This is a genomic window from Simiduia agarivorans SA1 = DSM 21679 (assembly GCF_000305785.2).
In the GTDB taxonomy this organism is placed as follows: Bacteria; Pseudomonadota; Gammaproteobacteria; order Pseudomonadales; family Cellvibrionaceae; genus Simiduia; species Simiduia agarivorans.
In genome coordinates this window covers 3,914,577-3,940,100 of sequence record NC_018868.3, presented here as the reverse complement: position 1 = coordinate 3,940,100, position 25,524 = coordinate 3,914,577, and the positions used below count along the sequence as shown (strand labels likewise).

The following is a 25,524-nucleotide window of genomic DNA, read 5'->3' as shown; positions in this document are numbered from 1 at the left end:
CTATTCTACATTCCAGCGCTGGCGGTGCTGGGACTTACAGTTGGTAGCTTTTTAAATGTGGTAATTTACCGGCTGCCTAAAATTTTAGAGGCTAACTGGCGGAGCGAATGTTGTGAGTTAATGGGGCAAAGCGAGCATTCAAAACCCGAGGCATCTTTTAATCTCGCTTTTCCTGCCTCGCACTGCCCATCGTGTAAAGCCCCCATTAAAGCCTGGCAAAACATTCCGGTTATCAGCTGGTTGATACTGCGCGGTAGGTGCAGCAATTGTAAAGCCTCAATCTCAGTACGTTATCCTCTCGTTGAAATTACTTCCGGCCTGCTAAGTCTGTTAATTGCCCTTCAGTTCGGTGCCAGTTTACAAGCTCTTTTTCTACTTGGTTTCACCTGGACGCTCATCTGCCTGACCCTCATCGACGCAGACACCATGCTCCTGCCCGACAGTCTGACCCTGCCACTTATGTGGGCGGGCCTGGTGGTCAATTACTTTGGTTATGTGACTGATTTCGACAGTGCGTTCTGGGGCGCCATTGCCGGCTACGGCGTCTTGTGGCTGGTGTTCTGGGGCTTTAAATTACTCACCGGCAAAGATGGCATGGGTTACGGCGACTTCAAGCTGCTGGCCGCCTTGGGCGCCTGGCTGGGTTGGCAAGCGCTGCCATTGATCATTTTGCTGTCGTCTTTCGTTGGCGCCGCCTGGGGTATCAGCCAGATTGTGCTCAAGGGGCGTGACAACCAACAACCCATGCCGTTTGGCCCCTATCTGGCGGTCGCCGGCTGGATTGCCATGATGTGGGGTGAACAGATCACCAATCTTTACCTGAATCTGTCTGGTATCAACAACGGGTGAGCAGGGTCATCGGCCTTACAGGCGGTATTGGCAGCGGCAAATCCAGCGCCGCCGCCCACTTCAGAGCCTTGGGAATTCGCGTGACCGATGCCGACCAGGTTGCTCGTCAGGTGGTACAGCCGGGATCACCTGCCTTGCAAGCCATTGCGGATCACTTTGGCGAAGCACTCATCCAATCCGATGGCCAACTGGATCGGGCGGCGCTCAGGGCGATTGTGTTCGCCGATACCGCCGAAAAACACTTTCTCGAAACCCTACTGCATCCGCTGATTCGCACGACCATCGCTGAAACACTGGCCCAAGCCCACGACCAGCCCTATCAGTTATTGGAGTCACCGCTGCTACTGGAAACCGATCAAAAGGCATTGGTAGACGCCGTCATCCTGGTGGATGTAAGCCCAGACACACAAATAGCACGCGCCAGCCGCCGGGACAACAACACCAAAGCACAGGTCGAAGCCATCATGGCGAGCCAGATGTCACGCGCCGACAAGCTGGCCCTGGCGGATTTTGTGCTGGATAACGAAGGCAAGCCTGAACAACTGAAACAACAAGTGGAAGCACTACACCTGAAGCTTCTGGCCAGTTAAACTGGTCAACCGAGATTGAATCGCCTTCAGAGACAACTGCAAGTCCCATGTCAAAACCGCCACTCACCCTCGCCTGCCCTGTGTGTAAGCAGCAGGTTACCTGGAACGACAAATTCCCCCACCGCCCGTTTTGCTCCGAGCGCTGCAAATTAATTGACCTGGGCGATTGGGCCAGCGAGTCACACCGGATTGCCGGTGAACCGCTGCTGGATGATCTGATGAGTGAAGATCTCGAGAAAAAGCACTGAGCGGCTCTTAAGATTGTCGTGCTACCAACCCCGCTGCAATGCGATGCCCTGGCCTCCGTGCGCGCGCGCCTGCGCCACGTCGCCGAGCGAAAGCCCGCCCAGACCGTAAACGGGTAATTGGCAGCCAGCCACCCAGTCTGCGAACGCAGACCAACCCAGCAATTGGTGGGACGCATACTGTTTGGTCTCGGCCACCGGAGACAGCAACAAAAATCGGGCATGCACCGCCTTAGCGGCCTGCATCTCTGCCAAAGAATGACAGGAAGCACTGATCAGCCCTACGCCCTCGGGCAGCGCTTCGCATGGCCCGGACAATGCGGTCGATGGCAGATGTACACCATAATTGGATGCACCGGCCAGCAGCGCAGGCATGGCACCGGCATTGGCAAACAGATCACGGTGCCATTGCCACTGAACCTCACGCGCATGCGTGAGCGAGCCGACCGCCTTCAGCAACTGCTCGGGTTCTGCACTGAATCCAAGCGGAGGACGCAACACGAAAAGTCGCACGCCCCGCATGACACCGGCCTGCAAATCCGCCAGCCAGGCCTGCAGGCTCTCTGCCGGGCGACTGATGGCACACACCGGCGGCAGGCAGGCCGCATCAACAATCGGTTTATTGGCAGCCGGAAATTCCAGCGATCCCAGCGCCGAGGGCGTGACCCAACGGGTTTCCTGCCCTTCAAGACCGGCAGGTTCACCGCCAAAATCGTTTACCTCCCATACGTCGAGCAGTACCGACTTATCGGGATAATCGTAAGGCACCTGAATCAGGGGAGAGCTTGTATGTACCTGAATGCCCAGCTCTTCGGTCAGTTCGCGCGCCAGTGCATCCTGCACAGACTCACCAGGCTCTACCTTGCCCCCCGGAAATTCCCACAAGCCACCCATGTGCAAATGCGCCGGGCGTCGGGCGACAAAAATCTGCCCGCCGCGACGAATAACCGCGGCGGCCACATGGACTCGACGGCTCATCAGCTTCGGTAGTCGGCGTTGATGGTCACGTAGTCGTGGGAAAAATCCGTGGTCCAGACCCGGTCAGCTTCCTGTCCGCGGCCCAAATCGATGCGGATGGTGATTTCTGCCTGATTCATCACCGCCTGGCCTTGCTGCTCCGTATAACTGTCCGCACGCCCGCCGTTTTCAACGATCAAGGCATCGCCCAGATGCACGCGCACCTTGTCCGCATCAAGACCGTCCACACCGGCGTAGCCAATGGCCGCAACAATGCGTCCCCAGTTCGGATCACTGGCGAACAATGCCGTTTTAATCAAGGGCGAATGGGCCACAGCATAGGCCACCTGGGTGGCTTCGGCTTTTTTCGCAGCGCCGGAGACTTCAATGGTGACAAATTTGGTCGCGCCCTCACCGTCGGCCACAATGGCGCGCGCCAATTGCTCATGCACTTCAATCACTGCTGCACGTAGTTTCTGATAGTAATCACCGGCGGCCTCGGTGATCTCAGGCAATGCAGTCTTGCCGGTGGCAATCAATACACCGGAATCATTGGTGCTGGTATCGCCGTCCACCGTGATCCGGTTGAAGGACAAATCGGTCGCTTCACGCAATAACGCCTGTAACACGGGCTGGCTGACCTTGGCGTTGGTAGCCACATAACCGAGCATTGTTGCCATATTGGGCTTGATCATCCCGGAACCTTTACTGATCCCCGACACCACAATGGTCTCGCCCTCAAACGTAAAGGCAGCCGTCGCGCCTTTTGGGCGGGTGTCGGTGGTCATTATGCCGTGGCCCGCATTTTCCCACTGGTCCTCCGCCAGTGCTGCCACGGCGTCCGGTAGTACCGGCAGAATTTTATCTACCGGCAATGGCTCACCGATGACACCGGTAGAAAAAGGCAGCACGAGGTTTTCATCGCAGTTAAGCAAGCGCGCAACTTCGGCACATACTTTGCGCGCGTTAGCGAGACCGGACGCACCAGTACAGGCATTGGCGTTACCGGTATTGGTGACAAAATAACGCGGGGCACCTTTCGCCAGGCGCTCTTTACACACGGTTACCGGCGCAGCGCAAAACGCATTGGTGGTAAACACACCCGCTACCGTGGCGCCTTCGGCAGCCGCCATCACCACCACATCGCGACGCCCGGGGCGCTTGATGCCGGCACTGGCAACACCGAGGGAAAAACCCGGTACCGGGTGCATCTGTGGAAAGGGGAACTCGCCAACGGCCATGGTGCCTCCTGAAGTCAATTAGCCATAAAGACGCACAGTGTATCCTATGGCGAGGTTATTTTTTGGATCTCACTATGAAAAAACCGCCCGAAGGCGGCTTTTCATGCAAATTTATCAGGCCAGCTTGCCGTGACATTGTTTGAACTTTTTACCTGAGCCACACGGGCAAGGATCGTTGCGTCCCACCTTCATGCCTTCGCGTACGAACGGCTGCGCCGTTTGAGGCTCGGGTTGCTCAGGCGCACCCAGCGCCGACGCCTCCGCGTGTTGCAGCTGCATCTTCTGGCGGGCCAAGGCCTCAGCTCGCTGGCGCTCGATCTCTTCCATCTGCTCGCGGGTAATCGGCTCGACCCGGGCGAGGATCTTGACGACCTCGTGCTTGATGCTGCCCAACATGCGCTGGAACAGCTCAAATGCTTCGCGCTTGTATTCCTGCTTGGGGTTGCGCTGAGCATAACTGCGCAGGCCCACACTCTGGCGCAAATGATCCATGCTGGCCAAATGCTCCTTCCACTGCTGATCCAACACCTGCAACATGATCTGGCGCTCGATATCTTGCATAACCGGGCCAATGCGTTCGGATTTTTCGTCGTACGCTTTCTGGGCCGCGTCGAGTACCCGCTCACGCACCACGGCTTCATGCACGCTCTTGTCCGTGTCCAACCACTCTTGAATCGGCAATTGCAAACCGAACTCTGCTTCCAGCGATTTTTCCAGACCGGGAACGTCCCACTGCTCTTCCATACTCTGGGGCGGCATATAGGTGCTGACAATGTCGTTGACCACATCCGCCCGGATAGCATTGATGGTATCGGTGATGTTTTCCGCATCCAGCAAGCCATCGCGCTGCTGGTACACAATCTGGCGTTGATCGTTGGCAATATCATCGTATTCCAGCAGCTGCTTACGAATATCGAAGTTGCGGCCTTCCACTTTGCGCTGTGCTTTTTCAATCGCATTGGTCACCATGCGGTGCTCAATCGCCTCACCTTTTTCCATTCCCAAGGCTTTCATGAAGTTACGCACACGCTCGGACGCGAAAATACGCATCAGATTATCTTCCAGCGATAAATAGAAGCGCGACATGCCCGGATCACCCTGGCGACCGGCACGACCGCGCAGCTGGTTATCGATACGGCGGGATTCGTGCCGCTCGGTACCAATAATGTGTAAACCACCGGCCTCAAGCACCTGCTCATGGCGCTTTTTCCAGTCTGCTTTGATCTTGTCGATCTGCTCCTGAGTGGGGTTTTCCAACGCCTCAATCTCGGATTCCCACTTACCGCCCAGCACAATATCGGTACCGCGACCCGCCATGTTGGTGGCAATTGTCACGGCACCGGGCCGGCCCGCTTCAGCGATAATTTCTGCTTCGCGTTCGTGGAATTTCGCGTTTAACACCTGGTGTTTGATGCCGGCTTTTTTCAATCGGGCCGACATAATTTCCGATGTTTCGATGGAGGCAGTACCTACCAATACCGGCGCCTGCTTTTCGATACAGGCCTTTACATCCTCGATGATCGCATCGTACTTTTCTTCCACCGTGAGGTAGATCAGATCGTTAAGATCCTGACGCTGAATCGGTTTGTTGGTGGGAATAACCACTACATCCAGACCATAGATCTGGCGGAATTCAAACGCTTCGGTATCGGCAGTACCGGTCATGCCCGCCAGATTATTGTACAGTCGGAAATAATTCTGGAAGGTAATGGAAGCCAGCGTCTGGCTTTCGTTCTGAATGTGCACACCTTCTTTGGCTTCCAACGCCTGATGCAAACCTTCGGACAAGCGACGCCCCGGCATCGTGCGGCCGGTGTGCTCATCAATCAGCATGACCTGGCCGTCCTGCACAATATAATCCACGTTTTTCTGGAACAGGATCTGGGCTTTCAGTGCCGCGTGCACGTGGTGTAACAGCGTCAGGTTTGCAGCGGAGTAGAGGCTGTCTTCGGCCTGTAATAAACCGGCCTCAATCAACAGATCTTCAATCACCTGGTGCCCGTCTTCCGTCAATTCAACTACACGGGATTTTTCATCGTGCTGGTAGTGACCAGGGTCCGTTTCCGTGGGCGCTTTGAGTTTAGGAATAAGGGTATTGATGAGTTTATACAGCTCGGAGCTGTCTTCAGCGGCACCGGAAATAATCAACGGTGTTCGCGCTTCGTCGATCAGAATGGAATCCACCTCATCCACGATCGCAAAATTCAGCCCGCGCTGATACCGGTCTTCTTTCCGCAGCGCCATGTTGTCGCGCAGGTAATCAAAACCGTATTCGTTGTTGGTGCCGTAGGTAATATCGGACTGGTAGGCCGCGCGCTTCTCATCCGGGTCCTGCTGTGATCGAATCACACCCACAGACATGCCCAGCGCGTTGTACAACGGTGACATCCACTCCGCATCGCGCGCCGCCAGATAGTCGTTCACGGTAACAATGTGCACGCCTTTGCCGGAGATGGCATTCAGATAAGTCGCCAAGGTGGCCATCAGGGTTTTACCTTCACCGGTACGCATTTCGGCGATCCGGCCTTCATGCAGGGTAATACCACCGATTAACTGCACATCGAAATGGCGCATCCCCATCACCCGGCGCGAGGCTTCACGACATACCGCAAAGGCTTCTGGCAACAGCTCGTCGAGCGTAGCGCCGTCGTTGAAACGCTTGCGGAACTCCTCGGTCTTAGCAGAGAAATCGGCATCGCCCAGCTTTTCCATTTCTGGCTCGAGGGCATTGATCTGCTTGACCAACTTGCCCATACGTTTCAGTTCGCGATCATTTTTTGTGCCAAAAATGGCCTTCAGCATCTTGCCTAACATGTGAAATCCGGAATTTATAAAGGTTTCCCGCCCACTGGCGGTTAAAAAAGGTGTCAAGTAAACAGAAAGGCGCCTCAGGTTGCAAGGGCCCTAAAAAGGAGAAGGAGGTCAGCGAGCCGCGCGATGGATATAGGCGGCGGGATCCACGGCGCGGCCGTGCTTGTAGACTTCAAAGTGCACATGCGGGCCGGTAGAACGCCCACTGGTACCCATAAGAGCAATAACCTGCCCTTTCTTGACGATATCACCCACTTTGACCTTGAGCTCGGAATTGTGGGCATAGCGGGTTGAAAAGCCGTTGCCATGGTTGATTTCAACCAGATAGCCGTAACCCTGACGCTGGCTGGCCCAGGTCACCACACCGGCGGCTACCGAAATGATGTCTGAACCCATCTTGCCGGCGAAATCCACCCCTGAATGCCAAGCGACACGCCCGGTGAAAGGGTCTGTACGGCGACCAAAACGCGACGACATCCAGCCTTTACTGACCGGTCGACCGGCAAGGAATACATCGTTTTCCAGCTTGCGCTTGGCCAGTAATGTTTCAAGAATTTCCAGCTGCTGCTCACGGTTGGCAATCTGAGCCGTTAACTGATCAATAACGTCTACGAACTCCGGCGCCTGGTAGGCATCGCCCAAGGCGGCAGACTCAGGCCCACCCAATGCGGGCGGCTGGCTGAAATCAAACTCACCGGAATCGAGTTTTGCAATGGAGGTAAGGCGTTCACCCAGTGCGTCCAAGCGCACCAATCGCGCCTGCAGCTCAGCCACGCGTAAAGTAATCGCAGCAAGCTGCTGCTCGGCCTGTTGGCGGGTCAGCTCGATTTTTTCACGCTGGTCGGAAAGGTCATCGCGCCAGGCGCCTGCGGCTTCGGCATTGAACAGGTCGGCGCCTTCGCCTTTAGCCCACTCAAGCCCGGCCATCACGCCAACACCGGCAGGCAGACCCAATAAGCACACAGACACCAACGCGCGCGTCCACCCACCCAGCGTAAAGCTGCGGGTGCTACCATGGCGTTGGCTGACCAGTATGACTTTCATGCGATGGGTTAATACCTGCTCGTAAATGCCTTATTAGTATAGGTTATTCCGCGGCCAACAGGACCCTGAATCGGCCTGATGGAGCGGGTGCACAGACTAGCGGTTGAGCGCGCCCTGCGCTCGAATGGCCGTCACATTCGTAAGAAAAAATAGTACAAAAGTGGGTTATTTTTTCAAACCAACGGCCGAGCCTGGCAATGGGCAGAGGGAATATCGCACACTTAGGTACCAATTTCCAATGCCCGTCCACAGGCTCAGGAGAGGTTACATCGCCAGAATCGGCTTGATGTAGGAAATCGGCGCTTCTTTCTCATCTTCGAAAGTCACCACTTCCCAGGCATCCTGCTGCTTAATCAGCTCACGCAACACACGATTGTTCAGGGCATGACCCGATTTGTGCGCTTTGAATTCACCAATCAGGCTATTGCCCAACAGGTAAAGATCGCCGATGGCGTCTAACACCTTGTGTTTGACAAACTCATCTTCGTAACGCAGGCCATCTTCGTTCACCACCCGGTAATCGTCGACCACAATGGCGTTATCTACGCTGCCGCCCTTGGCCAGGCCTTTAGACCGCAGGTATTCAATTTCGTGCATGAAGCCGAAAGTACGCGCGCGACTGACTTCTTTAACAAACGATGTGCTGGAAAAATCGACGGCTGTCTTGAGCGTGCGACCGGTAAACACCGGATGATCAAAATCAATGGAAAATGACACTTTAAAGCCATTAAACGGCAAAAAAGACGCGATCTTGTCGCCATCTTCCACCACAACCGGGCGTTTGATGCGGATAAACTGCTTGGCCGCGTTCTGCTCTTCTATGCCTGCCGATTGAATCAGGAACACGAATGGCCCGGCACTGCCGTCCATAATCGGCACTTCGGCGGCGGAGACTTCAACAATGGCATTATCGATGCCCAGCCCCGCCATGGCACTCAACAGGTGCTCAACGGTAGAAATCCGAACGTCGCCCTTGATCAGGGTGGTCGACAGGGTGGTATCACCCACGTTTTCCGCTTTCGCCTCAATTTCTACAACCGGATTGAGGTCGGTACGGCGGAACACAATGCCCGCGTCTACTGGCGCAGGCTTCAAGGTCAGGTAAACCTTCTCACCTGTGTGCAGGCCCACACCGGTGGCACGAATTGGATTTTTTAAGGTCCGCTGCTTAATCATTCACTCACCATGAGGTTACATAGCACTCTAAGTACTACTGATTCCATAGGGATTCGCCGCAATACAATCCCGTCGCATCGCTCGCCCAACCTCCCCTAAAAGGGGTTAAAAAGGAGGCCGCGCTGACTCTACACCTGCCCTGGTGACAAAGCTCCCACCGGCCAGACTTGTTGCTGGCCGAGTCACTTCAACCATGACCTGTTCAGGCCAATCAACCCCTCCGGGCTGACCAAAACACCTGAAAACGGTCGCAAAGCGGCGAATCTTACCAAGAATAGACCGCGAAACCAATACTTAAGTTCCCTGTCAAGACAAACCCATCGGTCTGCCTCAGTCGGCCTGCCGGCGCAAAAACGCTGGAATATCAAACAATTCCATGTCTTTCTCCGGCGCTACCGCCGCATTAGTACCGCCATTAGCCGCCTGCTTACGCCGCTGATAGGTTGGAATATCCAGATCATCCGCCGACGCCGCGGGCTTGGTCTTGGCCGTATTATCGACAATGACCTTGGCTTTGGGCTGAGGCACTTCAACCGCTAACGGCTTCCCCAGGCCCGTTGCCACCACAGTGACGCGCAGCTCATCGGTCATCTCCGGGTCTATCACGGTCCCGACAACCACGGTGGCATCGGGTGATGCAAACTCACCCACGGTATCACCCACCTCGGTGAATTCGCCCAGAGACAAATCAATGCCCGCAGTAATATTGACGAGAATGCCCCGTGCGCCCTGCAGGTCCACATCTTCCAGCAGCGGGCTGCGAATCGCCGCTTCCGCCGCCTCGCGCGCACGGTTTTCACCGGTCGCACGGCCGGTACCCATCATCGCCATACCCATTTCACTCATGACGGTGCGCACATCCGCAAAGTCCACGTTAATCATGCCGGGGCGAATAATCAGATCGGCAATACCCTGTACCGCACCTTGCAACACGTTATTCGCCGCCTTGAAAGCGTCCAGAAGCGAGCATTTGGTGCCCAGAACAGACAGCAGCTTTTCATTCGGAATCGTGATCAAGGAGTCAACCCGCTCAGTAAGCTCGCGAATACCGGCTTCTGCGATGGCCATGCGCTTTTTGCCTTCGAAAGGAAACGGCTTGGTTACCACGGCTACGGTAAGAATGCCCATTTCGCGCGCCACTTCAGCCACCACAGGGGCGCCACCGGTACCGGTACCACCGCCCATTCCGGCAGTCACAAATACCATATCGGCGCCTTCCAGGATTTCTGCGATACGCTCGCGATCTTCCATGGCAGCCTGACGGCCCACTTCCGGATTGGCACCAGCGCCCAGACCCTTGGTCATGCTGTTACCGAGCTGCAGCACGGTTTTGGCGTCAATATCTTTCAAGGCTTGGGCATCGGTGTTCGCACACACGAATTCCACGCCTTCAATGTCACCAGCAATCATGTGCTTTACGGCATTGCCGCCACCGCCACCAATACCTACCACTTTGATTACGGCGTTTTGCGGTACGCTATCTACTAATTCAAACATTGTCATTCCCCTTTGTTGTACCGAAGTCTTTTATTAGCGTGTTACTGCAACGTTTACTTTGGGCATCGCCCTTAAAAATTTTCAGCCAGCCAAGCCTTGGTCCGGCTCCACCAGCTATTACCTTTATCTTTGGTTCCATTAACGGGTTTCCCTTCCTGTTGTTTCATGCCATAAAACAGCAACCCGACACCGGTTGAGTAAATCGGGTTGTTCACTATGTCACTCAAGCCACGCACATTCTGGGGTGCTCCCAGACGGACGGGCATGTGAAAAATTTCTTCAGCAAGCTCGACAACACCTTCCATTTTTGAGGTGCCGCCAGTCAGTACAATGCCCGCTGCCACCAAATCTTCATAACCACTGCGACGCAATTCTGCCTGTACCAACGTGAACAGCTCGTCGTATCGTGGCTCTACGACTTCCGCCAACGCCTGACGGGAAAGCTCACGCGGTTCCCGATCGCCCACGGAAGGTACCTTGATAGTTTCATCTGCACCGGCAAGCTTCGCCAGTGCACAGGCATATTTGATTTTGATTTCATCGGCGTGTGCCGTGGGTGTGCGCAATGCCATCGCAATATCATTGGTCACCTGGTCACCTGCAATCGGAATCGATTTAGTATGCCGGATAGAACCATCGGTAAATATTGCAATGTCCGTGGTGCCTCCGCCGATATCGACCAGACAAACACCCAGGCTCTTTTCATCTTCCGTCAACACCGCATAACTGGACGCCAACTGTTCCAGAATAATGTCGTCCACTTCCAAACCGCATTTGCGAATACATTTTTCAATGTTCTGCGCGGCATTAACAGCGCAAGTGACCAGGTGCACTTTGGCTTCGAGCCGGACACCGGACATTCCCAAAGGTTCGCGCACGCCTTCCTGATTATCGATCAGGTATTCCTGCGGCAGGATGTGCAAAATTTTCTGATCCGCCGGAATCGCCACCGCCTGAGCGGCATCAATGACCCGCTCAACGTCCTGATTGAAAACTTCCCGGTCCTTAATTGCCACAATGCCGTGGGAATTCAGACTGCTGATATGACTGCCCGCAATACCGGCATAGACCGAATCTATCTGGCATCCGGCCATCAGCTCGGCCTCTTCCACTGCGCGCTGGATGGAGTGCACCGTCGACTCGATATTGACGACTACGCCTTTCTTCAGTCCCGATGACTTATGCGAGCCGATGCCAACAATTTCCAGCTCGCCGTCAGCCGACAAGGCGCCAACAATCGCAACGACTTTTGACGTGCCGATATCCAACCCGACGATCATCCGGTTTTCATTTACCGGTGGCATGTGCTTATCCCCGTTTTGTATTGTTCCATAATGGTCTTCCTAAGTGCGATGCCGCACTTTTTATCCTGCATCGCGCCAGCTCACTGCGATGCCATTGTTATATCTCACATCAACTGCACTGACATTCGCCCAATGGGACCTGAGTTCGACGTCAAACACCTTGGCGAATCGTCTAATTCTTGTCTGCAATGACTGACGTCCAAATCGTATGGCAACACCGTCTGCCAAACTCACCGTCCAGCTGCCCCGCGCATCGACTTCGATACTGGCCAAACGCAGATCGCGGGCGTACATCAACTCGGCAATGGTCTGATAGTACTGCAGCATTTTTTCCAGATTCTCCGGCGCCGCAACCAAGGTCGGCAATCCTGACAACTGATACATCGCCGCATCTGATTCAATCAGTTCACCACGGACATTCACATAACCAGTACTGCCCCAGCGCGCAATAGGCTTTTGCTCTTCAATCTCAATCACTAACCTGTCGGGCCACTTGCGCCGAATAGATACCCGATCTACCCAGGCGTCTTGCTCGATGCTGTGTTGCAGCGCCGCAATATCAAGCGCCCAGAAGCCCGTATTTATCTGCTCGCCGATCAGATTTGCTATCTGCTCGCGCGCCACCCATTTGAACGGGCCTTCAATGGTGACTTCCTGCACCGGTCTGTCCCAGATCACCAACGCTTCTTGCACCATCATGGGTGTAAGCCATGCCAGCGCGGAGACCAGCACAAGCATCAGGCACAAGCGGCGAATCAGGCCCGGTCGCTTGACACTTTCCTGCTTGGCTTTTGCACCACGCCGACGCTCACTCATGCGTGAATCGCATCCTGCAATATGTTGCACACCAGACTTTCAAAACTGTAGCCCGCCTGCTTCGCCGCCATCGGTACCAACGAGTGGTCTGTCATGCCGGGCACCGTATTCACTTCCAACATATAGAAATTGCCGGCGCCATCGGCCATCACATCGACCCGCCCCCAGCCTTTGCAGCCAATCGCCTTAAAGCCTGCCATTGCGAGCGCTTTAAGCTCGGCTTCTTTGGTTTCATTCAGGCCACAGGGGCAGATATAGCGCGTTGCGTTAGATATATATTTTGCGTCGTAATCGTAAAAGCGGTTGGCGGCCTCCAGTTTGATCGGCGGCAATACTTCGTCGCCTAAAATGGCCACGGTATATTCAGCACCCTCTATTAACCGTTCGACAATGACTGTGGCATCCAGCGACAGCGCCGTTTGCAGCGCGACCTTAAATTCAGCCAACGACTCGACCCGCGACATGCCAATGGAAGAGCCTTCATGGCTGGGCTTTACCATCACTTTGCCGCCCAGTTCTGCCAGTATTGTCGCCAGATCCGAATCTGCATTCACTATCCGGTAGTCGGGTGTCGACAAACTCTCGCCACGCCAAATCTGCTTCGTGCGCCATTTATCCATGGCAATTGCAGACGCCTGTACACCACTGCCGGTGTAGGGAATACCCATAAAATCCAATAGCGCCTGCATCCGTCCATCTTCACCGCCCGGACCATGCAGAGCGATAAATGCCACATCGATCGCAGCCTGCTGGATTAGACCGATCGCATCCTTCGCCGTATCAATTTTCACCACATCCAGACCCGCACTGTTCAATGCGTCAGCAATCGCCGTGCCGGACTTGAGGCTCACTTCGCGTTCAGCAGAATCACCGCCGAGCAATACGCCCACGCGCCCGATAGCCCGAAGGGTTTGTTGGTCAAAGCGGAAGTCTTTTACGTTCAGCATAATTTCAGCTCCACTTCCTGCCGGCCAACTCGGCCGCCAACTGTCCCACGTTACCAGCGCCCTGCGTGATGACGATATCGTTGGGTTGAATGACGTGGGACAACGCCTGCGCGACCTGCTCCACCGACTCCACAAACACCGGATCTACGACACCGCGATTGCGAACCGAACGGCTGAGCGCGCGCCCGTCCGCACCGGGAATAGGGTCTTCACCGGCGGAGTACACCTCAAGCAACACCAACGCATCAACACCACTTAATACGTCGACAAAATCTTCAAACAAATCGCGCGTGCGCGAATAGCGATGTGGCTGGTACACCATGACCAAACGGCGATAAGGCCAACCAGAGCGCACCGCTTTAATGGTGGCGGCCACTTCCCTGGGATGATGGCCATAGTCGTCCACCAGCATGGCACTGCCTGATTCACCCACAGGCATTTCACTGTGCACCTGAAACCTGCGCCCAACCCCCTGGAATCCCGCCAGCCCCTGCTGTATGGCTTCGTCGGCAACCCCTTCATCGGTGGCCACGGCAATCACTGCCAGCGCATTCAACACATTGTGTTCACCCGGCATATTCACGGTAACGGGCAAGGGCTCGGCACCCGGCCGGATCACATCAAAGGAGGTGGACATTTTATCCTGCCGGATGTTAGTCGCTCGCACATCACAATGATCACCGAAACCGTAGGTGATAACCGGCCGGTTGATCTGCGGCAACAATTCGCAGACCACTTCATCGTCACCACATACAACCGCCAAGCCGTAAAATGGCAAATTGTGCAGAAAATCCAGGAAGGTTTTTTTCAGCACCGAAAAATCACCGCCATAGGTATCCATATGGTCAGCATCGATGTTGGTCACTACAGAGACCATCGGCTGAAGATGCAAAAACGAAGCATCTGACTCATCGGCTTCGGCCACCAGATAGCGACTTTCACCCAACTTGGCATTAGATCCGGCGCTATTCAGCAGGCCCCCGATGACAAACGTGGGGTCTTTGCCGTCGGCAGCCAATACCGATGCCATTAACGACGTAGTGGTCGTTTTTCCATGGGTACCCGCAATGGCGATACCATGCCGGTAGCGCATTAACTCGCCCAGCATTTCAGCGCGCCGCACAATCGGAATCCGGTGCTCTCGGGCCGCCACCAGCTCAGGGTTTGTCGCTTTGACGGCAGTGGAATTAACCACCACATCGGCGCCATCGACCTGCTCTGACCGATGGCCAATAAACACCGTGGCGCCTTTTGACTCCAGATGGCGGGTCGTCTGCGACGCACGCATATCGGAACCGGTGATCTGGTAGCCCAGATTCAACAACACTTCGGCAATACCACTCATGCCGGCGCCACCAATCCCGATAAAATGAATGCGACGGATCCGGCGCATTTCCGGAATCTGGTATAACTTTGACTTAGTCATTAATGACCTCCTGACATACGGTCACCACGCTGGCGGTTGCCTCTGGCCGCGCGCACTCGCGCGCCTTGATTGCCATCCGGCTCAATACCGCCCTGTCACACAGGCCGTTTAATTCTTTTATCAACACGTTTTCATCCAGTGCCGACTGGGCGTACATACGCGCTGCGCCTCGTTCAACTAACCACCGGGCGTTGGCGGTCTGGTGATCATCTATCGCATGCGGATAGGGCACAAACAATGCTGCAGCGCCCGCGCAGGCCACTTCACTCACCGTCAGCGCACCGGCGCGACAGATCACCAGATCCGCCTGCTCATACGCCGCTGCCATATCCTCAATAAAAGCCTGAACGCGCACCGCATCAAAACCTGCCTGCGCATACTGTTGTTGGCAAGCCTCGGCCCATTTCTCACCGGTCTGATGCACCACCTGCACGGGCTTGTCCAATTTGGCAAAGGCGGACGGCAGTGTCTGATTAAAAAACTGTGCGCCCAGACTGCCTCCCAAAACCAACACCTGGATGGGACCCGTGCGCCCCTCAAGCCGCGTTTGAGGCACAGCAATAGCCCGAATACTTTCACGCACCGGGTTGCCCACTTGCTCGGCGTTTTTCAGGCCTGAGTCAAAGGCCTCAAGTACCCGCGTGGCAATCGGCGCCAACAATCGGTTGGTGGTACCTGCGCGTGCATTCTGTTCATGAATGACCAACGGCAGCCCTTGCAAGCGCGCCATCAACCCGCCGGGGCCTGACGCAAAGCCGCCAAAACCCAATACCAATGAAGGCTGGCATTGCCGCAATATGCGCCGTGCTTGCCACAAGGCTCGCATCAGATTAAAAGGCGCCTTCAGCAAACTGAGCATGCCTTTACCACGTAACCCTTGCACCTGCATTGTGTGCAGACTGATGCCCGCTTGCGGCACAAGGCGCGCTTCGATTCCCCGCTGCGTGCCAAGCCATTGCGTATCCCAACCCTGTGCGCGCAGCGCCTCCGCAACCGCCAAGGCAGGAAATACGTGGCCACCCGTGCCACCGGCCATGATCAACGCGCTAGGCATCGGCGTCCTCCTCTTCCAAAGACGAGGGCTTGGCGACTGATTTTGTCGCGCGTTTTTTCACGGTTTTGCGGGTCGCACGCACCACTTGTACTTCCGATTCCCAGTCGATGCGCAACATCAATCCCATCAGCGCGCAGCACAACAACAAGCTGCTGCCACCCGAACTGATGAACGGTAAGGTCAGACCTTTGGTGGGCAAAAAACCGGAGGACACACCCACATTGACAAACGTCTGGAACGCAAACAACACGGCCACACCAAAGGCGAGCAGCGCGCTGAAGGTATCCTGATGCGCCATACGGCTTTTCACCCGGCGCAGCAACTCGTAAATCAGGCAACCGAACAAGGCAAGCACCAACACACAACCCACCAAGCCGAACTCCTCCGCCACCACCGCAAACACGAAATCCGTGTGCGCCTCTGGCAGGTACAGCAATTTCTGGATGCTGTTGCCAAGCCCCGCGCCGGTCCATTGGCCATTGCCAAACGCAATCAGTGATTGGGTTAACTGGTAGCCGGTATTGAACTGGTCAGCCCAGGGATCCAGAAAAGTCACCAAACGCTGCATGCGATAGGGCGAAAGCACTGCCACAGCACTCAACGCAGCCACGGCCAATAATCCCAGCACGATCATGATGAACAACCGCGCACCAACAAAAAACAGCATGGCTATGACGGTCACACACAGCACCACCGAACTGCCAAAGTCCGGCTCAAGCAACAGCAATACAACCAGCACGCCAAGCAATGACAAGGCACGCAACAAACCTTTATTCTGGCTCGATAACGGCGCCGCCCGGCGGGTGAAATAAGACGCAAAAAATACGATGGCACAGAATTTAACGGCTTCTGAGGCTTGCAGCGTCAAGGGGCCGAAAGCGATCCAGCGTTGACTCCCGTTCACGCGGCGACCGATCCCAGGGATAAGCACAACCGCCAGCAGCACAATCGCCAGCAGAATCAACACCCACGCATATTTCTGCCACACGGCCAGTGGTACCAACGCCACCACCAAAGCAAGCGTTAATCCCATCATCAGAAAAATCACATGCCGACGCGTGAAGTACCACGGATCATGCAAAGTGGTGTCGGCAAAACCAATCGATGCGGACGCCACCATAATGACGCCAAAGGTCATCAAAACTGCCCAGACCAATACCATGCGGGTAGTCAGCAGACGACCGATTTCGGGCCGTAACCGGGTCAGTAAATCCGGGTCAAGGGCTGCGGGTTTCAATGCCATCGTCAGGCTCATCCCAGCAACCCCCTGACCGATGCGACGAATTGCTCACCGCGGTCCGCGTAATTGCGGAACATGTCCAGCGATGCACACGCGGGTGACAACAACACCTTATCACCTGCGTGCGCAATGGCCTGCGCCTGCACAACCGCATCGCCCATATCAGAGGCAAAACCTACCTGAACCTGAGGACCTGCGAGTGCTGCAATCGCCTTTGCATCTTTACCGATCACAACCAGACCGCGCACATGCTGATCAATTGCCTGTTTTAGCGGTGCGAAATCGGCGCCTTTACCATCACCGCCGGCAATGAGCACCAGCTTGTGCTGATCACTGGCAAACCCTTCTATGGCAGCCAGCGTGGCACCCACATTGGTGCCTTTGGAATCATTGATGTATTCAACGCCACGAACTGACGCTACCCATTCACACCGGTGCGGTAATCCTTTGAATTGTTTGAGCGTTTTCAACATGCCCGCCAAAGGTAAGCCTGCGGCAGTACCGATGGCCAGCGCGGCCAAAGCATTTGCCACATTGTGCTTGCCACGGATTTTCAGTTCGCTGACCGGCAACAACGGCTCAAACTGGTACGCAAGGTGTGCCTCACCTTTCACCATCATCACACCGAACTCTTTGAAATCCGGCTTACCCAAGCCGAAACTGCTGACCGTAACATGGTTACCCAATGGCGGGCGGGTCAGCACATCATCACGATTAATCACGATGTGTTCGGCGCCGAAATAAATCCGCATTTTCGCTGCGTGGTAGGCGGCAAAACTATCGTAACGATCCTGGTGATCATCGCTAAGATTCAGCACACTGGCGACACGGGCACCAACCCGCTGCGTGGTTTCCAGCTGAAAGCTGGACAATTCCAGCACGTACAACTCGGCGTCGTCAGCAAGCAGGTCCAATGCAGCGGTACCGAGATTGCCTCCTACGCCAACCTTGAGCCCTGCGTCCTTTGCCATGTCACCCACCAGCGTGGTGACAGTGCTCTTGGCGTTAGAGCCGGTAATCGCAACGATGGGCGCTGTTGCCTCACGCACAAATAACTCAATGTCACCCACGACCGGGAGGCCGCGAGTCACACACTCTGCAATCGCCGCTTCTTTCAGACTCAAACCCGGGCTCAGGATGATCTCATCAAAGCCGACCAACTTGTCCACATCCAAAGGACCCAGGTGGACTTCGACGTTGGGAAATTCGCGCTTGAACGTATCCAACTGGGCCGGCGCTAAGCGGGAGTCAAACAACGCAAAAGGCAACTGCTTGCGCGTACAATAACGCGCAACCGACAGCCCGGTGACGCCCAGACCCACCACGGCAAGTTGCTTACTTTTTGCGATCAGATTATCCACGTTCTATCCCGTACCTTCACTAACGCAGCTTCAGGGTGGCAAGCCCCACCAGCACGAGCATTACTGTAATAATCCAGAACCGCACAATGACGCGCGGCTCAGGCCAACCTTTCAATTCAAAATGATGATGCAGTGGCGCCATCCGGAAAATCCGGCGCCCGGTAAGCTTGTACGAGCCCACCTGCAGAATCACCGAGACGGTTTCCATCACAAACACACCGCCCATAATGAAGAACACAATCTCGTGTCGCACAATCACGGCAATCACGCCCAGTGCAGCACCCAGGGCCAATGCACCCACGTCGCCCATGAACACCTGGGCCGGGTAAGTGTTGAACCACAGAAAGCCCAGGCCAGCACCCGCCAGCGCACCGCAAAACACCACCAACTCGCCAGCACCCGGTACATACGCAATGTGCAGGTAATTCGCAAATTCCACGTGCCCGGCCAGGTAGGCGATGATACCCAGCGCACCACCCACCATCACAGACGGCATGATGGCCAGTCCATCCAGGCCATCGGTCAGGTTCACCGCATTGCTGGCGCCCACAACCACAAAATAAGTGAGCACAATAAACACCGGCCCCATGGCAATGGCCACATCTTTGAAGAAAGGCACATAGAGCTGCGTCTCTGCCGGCACCTGGGCCGACTGATACAAGAACACAGCCGCGCCCAAGCCGCCAACGGATTGCCAGAAATATTTCCACTTGGCCGGCAACCCCCGGGAATTTTTCTCGACCACCTTGCGGTAGTCATCAACCCAACCGACTGCGCCAAATATGAAAGTTACTGCCAGTACAACCCAGACATAGCGATTACCCAAGTCGCTCCACAGCAAGGCACTGACGAAAATCGCCGCCAGGATAAGGGTGCCGCCCATGGTGGGCGTACCAGATTTACTCAGGTGGGTTTGAGGGCCGTCGTTGCGGACAGCCTGACCGATCTGCAGGTAATTCAGGCGCCGGATCATCCAGGGGCCCACCAATAAAGAAATACCCAATGCAGTCAACACGCCCAGGATGGCGCGCACCGACAGGTATTTCACCACGCCGAACGCATTCAGGTATTGTTGTAAAATGTCAGCCAGCCAAAGCAGCATCAGTGCACTCCCCCATTGTTGTTCAGGGCTTGCACTACAAATTCCATGCGAGCACTTCGCGAACCCTTTATTAATATTGTTGTGGGCCCTGCCTGGCGCCGGATATCGTCCTGCAGCGCAGCAATCAATGCGGCCTGCGTCTCAAAATGTAAACCACCCGCTGCAGCGCTGGTGGCTTGACTCAATGTCCCGACGGTAAAGACTTTCTCCACGCCCAGGTCGCGCGCAAATGTGCCTACATCCGCGTGCATCTCTGTCGCCTGCGGGCCCAGTTCACCCATATCGCCCAACACCAACCAGCGAGGCGTGGTAAAACTGGCCTGCGCCCGCAGCGCTGCCTTGACCGCCTCGGGATTGGCATTGTAGGTATCATCGATCACCGTCAACCGATCGGATACCTTTATCACGTGATAGCGACCTTTAGCCGATTCGAAACCCGCCAACCCTCGCGCAATAATGTCAAGCGAGATCCCGGAGGCCAGCGCACAGGCAGCGGCACACAACGCATTGCCCACGTTGTGTATGCCCGCCACCGGCAATTGAATCAACTGACTGCCGTGCGGTGAGTGCAGCATAAAACGAGCATGCAACTCAGCATTTTCCACATCTGATGCGTAAACATCGGCCGCTGAATCTGCCAGAGAAAAAGTCATCTGCTGTCGGTTAAGATTTTTTTGTTTGAACGCTGGCGCAAACCCATCGTCGGCATTGATGACTGCCACGCCCTCTGCTGACAAACCGTCGTAGATTGCCGATTTGGTGTCCGCCACACCGGCAACACTGCCAAATCCTTCCACATGCACCGGCATCACGTTGTTCACTACCGATACACTCGGCTGGGCCTGCCACGCCAGCGGCGCAATTTCGCCGGGCCCGCTGGCGCCCATCTCAATAACGGCGAAACGGTGTGCGGGTGTCAGCGAAAACAAGGTCAAGGACACCCCGATATGGTTGTTGAGATTGCCCTGCGTGAACAATACGGCATCGGCGCCAAAGGCCGCCTGACCAATGGCTGCCAGCATCTGTTTAACTGTGGTTTTACCGGCGCTACCGGTAATCGCCACAACCGGCCCCTGAAAGTGCTCGCGCTGGATTCTGGCAAATTGCCAGAGTGCTTCGGTGGTATTGGCAACCTGCCAGGTGGGCACCGGCAAGGGGGCATGTTGTTTTGCCCATGCTTGACTCACCACCAGTGACTGCGCACCCGCCGCCACAGCCGCCTCAACAAAGGTATGACCATCAAAGTTTTCGCCCACGATGGCGACAAAACAATCACCGGGTTTGAGTGTACGACTGTCAATGCACACGCGATCGACGCTCGCGTCAGCGGCGGAAAGCGAGCCGCCAAAACGGGCTTGCATGGCGTGCAGCGAAACGGCAGTAATCATGCAGCACCCCCGACGCGAAGCGCGAGCGCCTTGCGCGCCTCTTCCTGATCTGAAAACGGCAGCTTGCGGGTACCTATAATCTGGTAGTCTTCGTGGCCCTTACCTGCCACCAACACCCAGTCACCGGCTTGCGCTTGCGCCACCGCAGTCGCGATCGCGGCCTTGCGATCCACCTGCTGGATAACACGGTCAGGTTCGTTAAAGCCGGCCATTACATCCTGAATAATGAGCTCGGGGTTTTCGGTGCGAGGATTATCGCTGGTAACAACGCATTGATCCGCCATGGCTTCTGCTATGCGCGCCATGTCCGCGCGCTTGCCTTTGTCGCGATCACCGCCGCAGCCAAATACACACCAGAGTTTGCCCGCACAATGGGCGCGGGCTGCAGCCAGCAGCGCCCGCAAGGCATCGGGCGTATGGGCGTAATCGACCACCACCTGCACCGACTGGTCAGCCCCCAACAACTCCATCCGGCCACACACCGGGCGCAAGGTAGGAACCGCCGCCAACACCTCTTGCAGGCTGTAGCCTTCGGCGCAAGCCGTAGCGACAACGGCCAATAAATTATGCAAATTAAATTCACCCACCAATTGGCTACGCAACTCGCCGGCGCCCCATGGCGTGTCAACACGCGCCTGTAGCCCACGGGTTTCGTATCGGATTTCGCTGGCGCGTACCTGAGCATCCGGTGCAAGGCCATAGGTAATCACCGTCAACCCCGGCAAGGCAGAAGACATTTCGCGACCAAAGGTATCGTCGATGTTGATAATGCCGCGCTTGATTCCCAGCTGAGAAAACAGTGCACGCTTGGCGGCACCGTAAGCCTCCATGGTCTGATGAAAGTCCAGGTGATCGCGGGTGAGATTGGTAAATACCGCGGTCTGTACAGGTACAGCAGCCACTCTGTTTTGGGCCAGCGCATGAGAGGATATTTCGACTGCCAAATGGCGTGCATGCTGGTTGCGCAAATCGCGCAGGATACGTTGAAATGACACTGCATCCGGCGTGGTCATGCCGGTATCCCGCAAAGGCTTACCTATCAGCCCATAACCCATCGTGCCCATGACCGCCGCGCGCTCACCCAGCGCGTGATACAAACGCGCTAACAACTGTGTGCAGGTGGTTTTTCCATTGGTCCCGGTCACACCGATAGTGTGCAACTCCTGACCGGGCAAGCCGTAAAAGCGGGCAGCGATTTCACTGGCCTTGGCACTCAAGGCGTCAATCACTACCGCGTTTTCCGGCAGCGCTGCGGGCAGGTCATCCGCCTGCTCCACCAGCACCGCAACGGCCCCGGCCTGTAACACCTGATCCAGATAACGAATCCCGTGCTCACGGGTACCCTGCATGGCCAGAAACACATAACCGCTGTTCACTTCACGGCTATCCAGCGTCACACCAGTAACAGATATTTCCGCCAGGGACGGTGCCAATGCGCATTCAGGCAGCAAATGTTTGAGCGCTACAGACGGAGTTGTCATCAGTGTCTGCCTCCCCGTGCCACTTGCTGTGTCATCACCGGCGGCACCTGAAGCGTGCGCAAGGCACTGTCTGCCACCCGTGCAAACACAGGTGCCGCCACGTCGCCGCCAAAATACTTACCCGCACCCGGCTCATCAATCACCACGACAACGACCAGACGCGGATCATCCGCAGGCGCCATGCCGGCAAACAATGAACGGTAGCGGCTGGCCTCATAACCATTGGGTCCGACTTTATGGGCGGTGCCGGTTTTGCCGGCGACAGGGTAAGTTTCCAGATTGGCACGCACAGCCGTACCGCCCGGCTGAACCACGGTTTTCAACATGTCGACCAGCTGCCCGGTATAACGCGGCTCTACAACGCGCTCGCCGTCCTGCAGTGCGTCCAGACGCAGAATGCTCACGGGCTTTTTCACACCGCCCGCAGCGATGGTCGTGTAGGCCTGGGCTAATTGCAGAGCGGTCACAGTAAGACCGTATCCAAAGGCGTAGTTCGCCTGAACAATCGGTTGCCAACGCGTGTAATTAGGCAGCTGGCCCGCACTTTCACCCGGGAAGCCCGAATCGGTCACCTGACCAAAACCCAGCCGCGCATACATATTGCGGATCATTTCAGGCTGCAGCTTGAGCGCAACCTTGGTCAATCCAACCTGGCTCGATTTGGTAATGATTTTGGTCACATCGATGGTGCCGTAATTGACCGGATCGAGCAGCGTTTTCTTGCCCACACGAATGTAGCCCGGCGACGTCTCAATGGTGGTATGCGGAGACACCGTACCCGCTTCCAACGCCGTCATGATAGTAATCGGTTTAACCGTTGAGCCCGGCTCAAACTGATCGGTGATGGCGCGGTTGCGCAATGCCGCCGGGGTGAGGTTGGTGCGATCATTCGGGTTGTAGCTGGGCTGATTTGCCATCGCCAGTACTTCACCGGTACCCACATCCATCACCACAATTGAACCTGCTTTGGCCTGGTGTGCCTGCACCGCCGCTTTCAGCTCGCGATAGGCCAGGTACTGCAAACGCAGATCGATGGATAAGGCCAGATCTTTACCCGACTCGGCCGACTTCAACAGCGCCACTTCCTTGATATTGCGGCCCTTCAGATCGCGTAACACCTGTTTCGAACCTGCGTGCCCTTCCAGCCAGGCATCGTAGGCCAGCTCGATACCTTCCTGCCCCCGCTCATCCACATTGGTAAAGCCCACCAGGTGCGAGGTAACTTCTGCTGCCGGGTAATAGCGACGGTATTCCTGTTCAGCACTGACACCGGGAATATCCAACTCCAACACTTTGTTGGCGTCCTGGGGTGGCAGGTGTCGCTTGAGGTAGATAAATTCACGCGTCGCATTGGCTGCCAGGCGCTGACGCAATTGAGACGGCTTAATGGCCAGCGCTTTGGCCAATTGATCAACCGACTGATCGGGCACTAATTTTGGGTTGGCCCACAAAGAGAGAACCGGCGTGCTGACCGCCAAGGGCTCGCCATTGCGATCGGTAATCACGCCGCGGTAGGCGGCGATGCGCTCTTCGCGCAGAGTGCGGGCTTCACCCTGGTTCTGCAGGAATTCAAAACCTTTCTCTTCACCCGGCAATACCTGAACGCGAGCGAGATGAGCCAGCAGCAATCCGGCCAGCAGCAGCAGCACCAACACCACAAACACCAAACGCCAGCGCGCCAGTTGGTGATTCGCCTGCGGCCGTTTCATGGCGTCACCATAACAATATCGCTCGGCTCGGGCAGACGCATACCGAGTTTTTTATGCGCCAGATTTTCCACCCGACTGTAGGCCGCCCAGGTGCTTTGCTCCAGCAAGTACTGACCGCGCTGGATTTCCAGTTCCTGCGCTTCGCGTCGCAGGGATTCAAGCTCAAAAAACGACAGACGCGCCTGGTGAGTGGCACCCACTACCAGTAACGCGGACGCAGTCACGGCCAACCACAGCGCTACTACCACTGCAATTAACAGGCCTTTCGGCTGCGTTGTATTTGCCATTGGATTTGACACCCAATTGCCCCTTTTGTCGTTGTTAGCTCAAATGATCAGACCAACAGTCTGACCCACAGGCCTCAGCCCAGTTTTTCTGCGCAGCGCATAACCGCACTGCGTGAGCGCTGATTTTCATCGAGCTCACGGGCACTGGCCTTCACCGCCTTACCCAGACTCTTCAGCGTCTTCGTTATCTGACTTTCCATCACCGGCAACCCTTTGGGCAGCTGCGGTCCGCGCTCTTTATCACGGATAAATCGTTTGACCAGGCGATCCTCAAGCGAATGAAAACTGATCACCACCAACCGGCCACCCGGCTTGAGCACCTTGAGAGCAGCCTCCAGAACAACTTCCAGATCACCCAACTCGTTATTGATAAATATGCGGATCGCCTGAAAGGCCCGCGTTGCAGGGTGCTTACCTTTTTCCCACGCAGGATTCGCCTCACTCACAATTTTTGCCAGGCGTGCGGTTGTGGTGATAGGTTCAATGTCGCGCTCGCGCACAATGGCCGACGCCATGCGTTTGGCAAAGCGCTCCTCACCAAACTCTTTCAATACAAACGCAATGTCCTCCGCCTCAGCCACTGCCAACCATTGCGCAGCACTCTGACCACTGGTGGTGTCCATGCGCATATCCAGCGGGCCATCCTGCATAAACGAAAAACCCCGTTCAGCCTGATCTAACTGTGGCGACGACACCCCCAGATCCAACAAAACACCATCAACGGAAGCCGGCTCAAACCATTCGCCGATCTGGGCAAAACTGCCATGACGGACCGAAAACCGGCTGTTTGCGGCAGCCAGTGCTTCGGCCGAGGCAATGGCTTGGGGGTCTTTATCAACCCCTATCAATCGCCCATCGCCTGCGAGTCTCGTCAACACCAGACGACTATGGCCACCGCGGCCAAAAGTGCCATCCACATAGATACCCGAGGGATCGGTGATCAGAGCGTCCACCGCCTCATTGAGCAGTACTGTGTAGTGTTCTTGCGCAACCATGGCC

22 protein-coding genes are annotated in these 25,524 nt (G+C 55.8%); 3 read left to right on the top strand and 19 right to left on the bottom strand.

Going from position 1 to position 25,524, the window contains the following annotated elements:
- The first annotated feature begins 24 nt into the window (after positions 1–24).
- Genes M5M_RS17565 through yacG form a run of 3 tightly spaced genes read left to right on the top strand, consistent with a single transcriptional unit; the run spans position 25 to position 1,687 of the window.
- Entirely contained in the window at positions 25–849 is an 825-nt protein-coding gene (locus M5M_RS17565; RefSeq protein ID WP_338057834.1) for a prepilin peptidase, read from the top strand.
- Positions 846–1,439, top strand: a complete 594-nt coding sequence (gene coaE, locus M5M_RS17560; protein WP_015048855.1) for a dephospho-CoA kinase — start codon at positions 846–848, stop codon at positions 1,437–1,439. The genes M5M_RS17565 and coaE overlap by 4 nt, the downstream gene beginning before the upstream one ends.
- A 47-nt stretch (positions 1,440–1,486) precedes the next feature.
- On the top strand, positions 1,487–1,687 hold the full coding sequence (gene yacG, locus M5M_RS17555; protein ID WP_015048854.1) for a DNA gyrase inhibitor YacG: 201 nt from the start codon (positions 1,487–1,489) through the stop codon (positions 1,685–1,687).
- A gap of 21 nt (positions 1,688–1,708) precedes the next feature.
- Here yacG and M5M_RS17550 read toward each other — a convergent pair whose 3' ends face one another.
- From M5M_RS17550 to rsmH, 19 genes are all read right to left on the bottom strand, one after another.
- Positions 1,709–2,662, bottom strand: coding sequence for a Nudix family hydrolase (locus M5M_RS17550; protein ID WP_024330114.1), 954 nt, complete (start codon positions 2,660–2,662; stop codon positions 1,709–1,711).
- Positions 2,662–3,882, bottom strand: coding sequence for a bifunctional glutamate N-acetyltransferase/amino-acid acetyltransferase ArgJ (argJ, locus tag M5M_RS17545; protein ID WP_015048852.1), 1,221 nt, complete (start codon positions 3,880–3,882; stop codon positions 2,662–2,664). The genes M5M_RS17550 and argJ overlap by 1 nt, the downstream gene beginning before the upstream one ends.
- A 114-nt stretch (positions 3,883–3,996) precedes the next feature.
- Positions 3,997–6,696 carry a preprotein translocase subunit SecA gene (gene secA, locus M5M_RS17540; protein WP_015048851.1) on the bottom strand — a complete coding sequence of 900 codons (2,700 nt, stop codon included), beginning with the start codon at positions 6,694–6,696 and terminating at the stop codon, positions 3,997–3,999.
- A gap of 108 nt (positions 6,697–6,804) precedes the next feature.
- Positions 6,805–7,737, bottom strand: coding sequence for a M23 family metallopeptidase (locus tag M5M_RS17535; protein ID WP_015048850.1), 933 nt, complete (start codon positions 7,735–7,737; stop codon positions 6,805–6,807).
- Positions 7,738–8,001: 264 nt separating this feature from the next.
- Positions 8,002–8,913, bottom strand: a complete 912-nt coding sequence (gene lpxC, locus M5M_RS17530; protein ID WP_015048849.1) for a UDP-3-O-acyl-N-acetylglucosamine deacetylase — start codon at positions 8,911–8,913, stop codon at positions 8,002–8,004.
- A gap of 330 nt (positions 8,914–9,243) precedes the next feature.
- The gene (gene ftsZ / locus M5M_RS17525; protein WP_015048848.1) at positions 9,244–10,410 is read right to left on the bottom strand and encodes a cell division protein FtsZ; all 1,167 of its coding nucleotides are present in this window, start codon (positions 10,408–10,410) and stop codon (positions 9,244–9,246) included.
- 71 nt (positions 10,411–10,481) lie between these two features.
- Positions 10,482–11,714 carry a cell division protein FtsA gene (ftsA, locus tag M5M_RS17520; RefSeq protein ID WP_015048847.1) on the bottom strand — a complete coding sequence of 411 codons (1,233 nt, stop codon included), beginning with the start codon at positions 11,712–11,714 and terminating at the stop codon, positions 10,482–10,484.
- A gap of 60 nt (positions 11,715–11,774) precedes the next feature.
- Positions 11,775–12,530 (bottom strand): cell division protein FtsQ/DivIB, encoded by a 756-nt coding sequence (locus M5M_RS17515; RefSeq protein WP_015048846.1) that lies wholly within the window; start codon positions 12,528–12,530, stop codon positions 11,775–11,777.
- Entirely contained in the window at positions 12,527–13,477 is a 951-nt protein-coding gene (locus M5M_RS17510) for a D-alanine--D-alanine ligase (protein WP_015048845.1), read from the bottom strand. Before M5M_RS17510 ends, M5M_RS17515 begins: the two co-directional genes overlap by 4 nt.
- 4 nt (positions 13,478–13,481) lie before the next feature.
- Entirely contained in the window at positions 13,482–14,903 is a 1,422-nt protein-coding gene (murC, locus tag M5M_RS17505; protein WP_015048844.1) for a UDP-N-acetylmuramate--L-alanine ligase, read from the bottom strand.
- Positions 14,896–15,957 carry an undecaprenyldiphospho-muramoylpentapeptide beta-N-acetylglucosaminyltransferase gene (murG, locus tag M5M_RS17500; protein WP_015048843.1) on the bottom strand — a complete coding sequence of 354 codons (1,062 nt, stop codon included), beginning with the start codon at positions 15,955–15,957 and terminating at the stop codon, positions 14,896–14,898. The genes murC and murG overlap by 8 nt, the downstream gene beginning before the upstream one ends.
- A complete protein-coding gene (gene ftsW / locus M5M_RS17495; RefSeq protein ID WP_015048842.1) occupies positions 15,950–17,212 on the bottom strand; it encodes a putative lipid II flippase FtsW in 1,263 nt (420 codons plus the stop codon). The genes murG and ftsW overlap by 8 nt, the downstream gene beginning before the upstream one ends.
- Positions 17,209–18,558: a UDP-N-acetylmuramoyl-L-alanine--D-glutamate ligase gene (murD, locus tag M5M_RS17490; RefSeq protein WP_015048841.1), complete on the bottom strand. Its 1,350-nt coding sequence runs from the start codon at positions 18,556–18,558 to the stop codon at positions 17,209–17,211. The genes ftsW and murD overlap by 4 nt, the downstream gene beginning before the upstream one ends.
- A gap of 19 nt (positions 18,559–18,577) precedes the next feature.
- Positions 18,578–19,660 carry a phospho-N-acetylmuramoyl-pentapeptide-transferase gene (gene mraY / locus M5M_RS17485; protein ID WP_015048840.1) on the bottom strand — a complete coding sequence of 361 codons (1,083 nt, stop codon included), beginning with the start codon at positions 19,658–19,660 and terminating at the stop codon, positions 18,578–18,580.
- On the bottom strand, positions 19,660–21,048 hold the full coding sequence (locus M5M_RS17480; protein WP_015048839.1) for a UDP-N-acetylmuramoyl-tripeptide--D-alanyl-D-alanine ligase: 1,389 nt from the start codon (positions 21,046–21,048) through the stop codon (positions 19,660–19,662). Before M5M_RS17480 ends, mraY begins: the two co-directional genes overlap by 1 nt.
- Entirely contained in the window at positions 21,045–22,529 is a 1,485-nt protein-coding gene (locus M5M_RS17475) for a UDP-N-acetylmuramoyl-L-alanyl-D-glutamate--2,6-diaminopimelate ligase (RefSeq protein ID WP_015048838.1), read from the bottom strand. Before M5M_RS17475 ends, M5M_RS17480 begins: the two co-directional genes overlap by 4 nt.
- Entirely contained in the window at positions 22,529–24,238 is a 1,710-nt protein-coding gene (locus M5M_RS17470; protein WP_015048837.1) for a peptidoglycan D,D-transpeptidase FtsI family protein, read from the bottom strand. The genes M5M_RS17475 and M5M_RS17470 overlap by 1 nt, the downstream gene beginning before the upstream one ends.
- The gene (gene ftsL, locus M5M_RS17465) at positions 24,235–24,525 is read right to left on the bottom strand and encodes a cell division protein FtsL (protein WP_015048836.1); all 291 of its coding nucleotides are present in this window, start codon (positions 24,523–24,525) and stop codon (positions 24,235–24,237) included. Before ftsL ends, M5M_RS17470 begins: the two co-directional genes overlap by 4 nt.
- Before the next feature lie 74 nt (positions 24,526–24,599).
- Positions 24,600–25,520, bottom strand: coding sequence for a 16S rRNA (cytosine(1402)-N(4))-methyltransferase RsmH (rsmH, locus tag M5M_RS17460; RefSeq protein ID WP_015048835.1), 921 nt, complete (start codon positions 25,518–25,520; stop codon positions 24,600–24,602).
- Between the last annotated feature and the right edge of the window lie 4 nt (positions 25,521–25,524).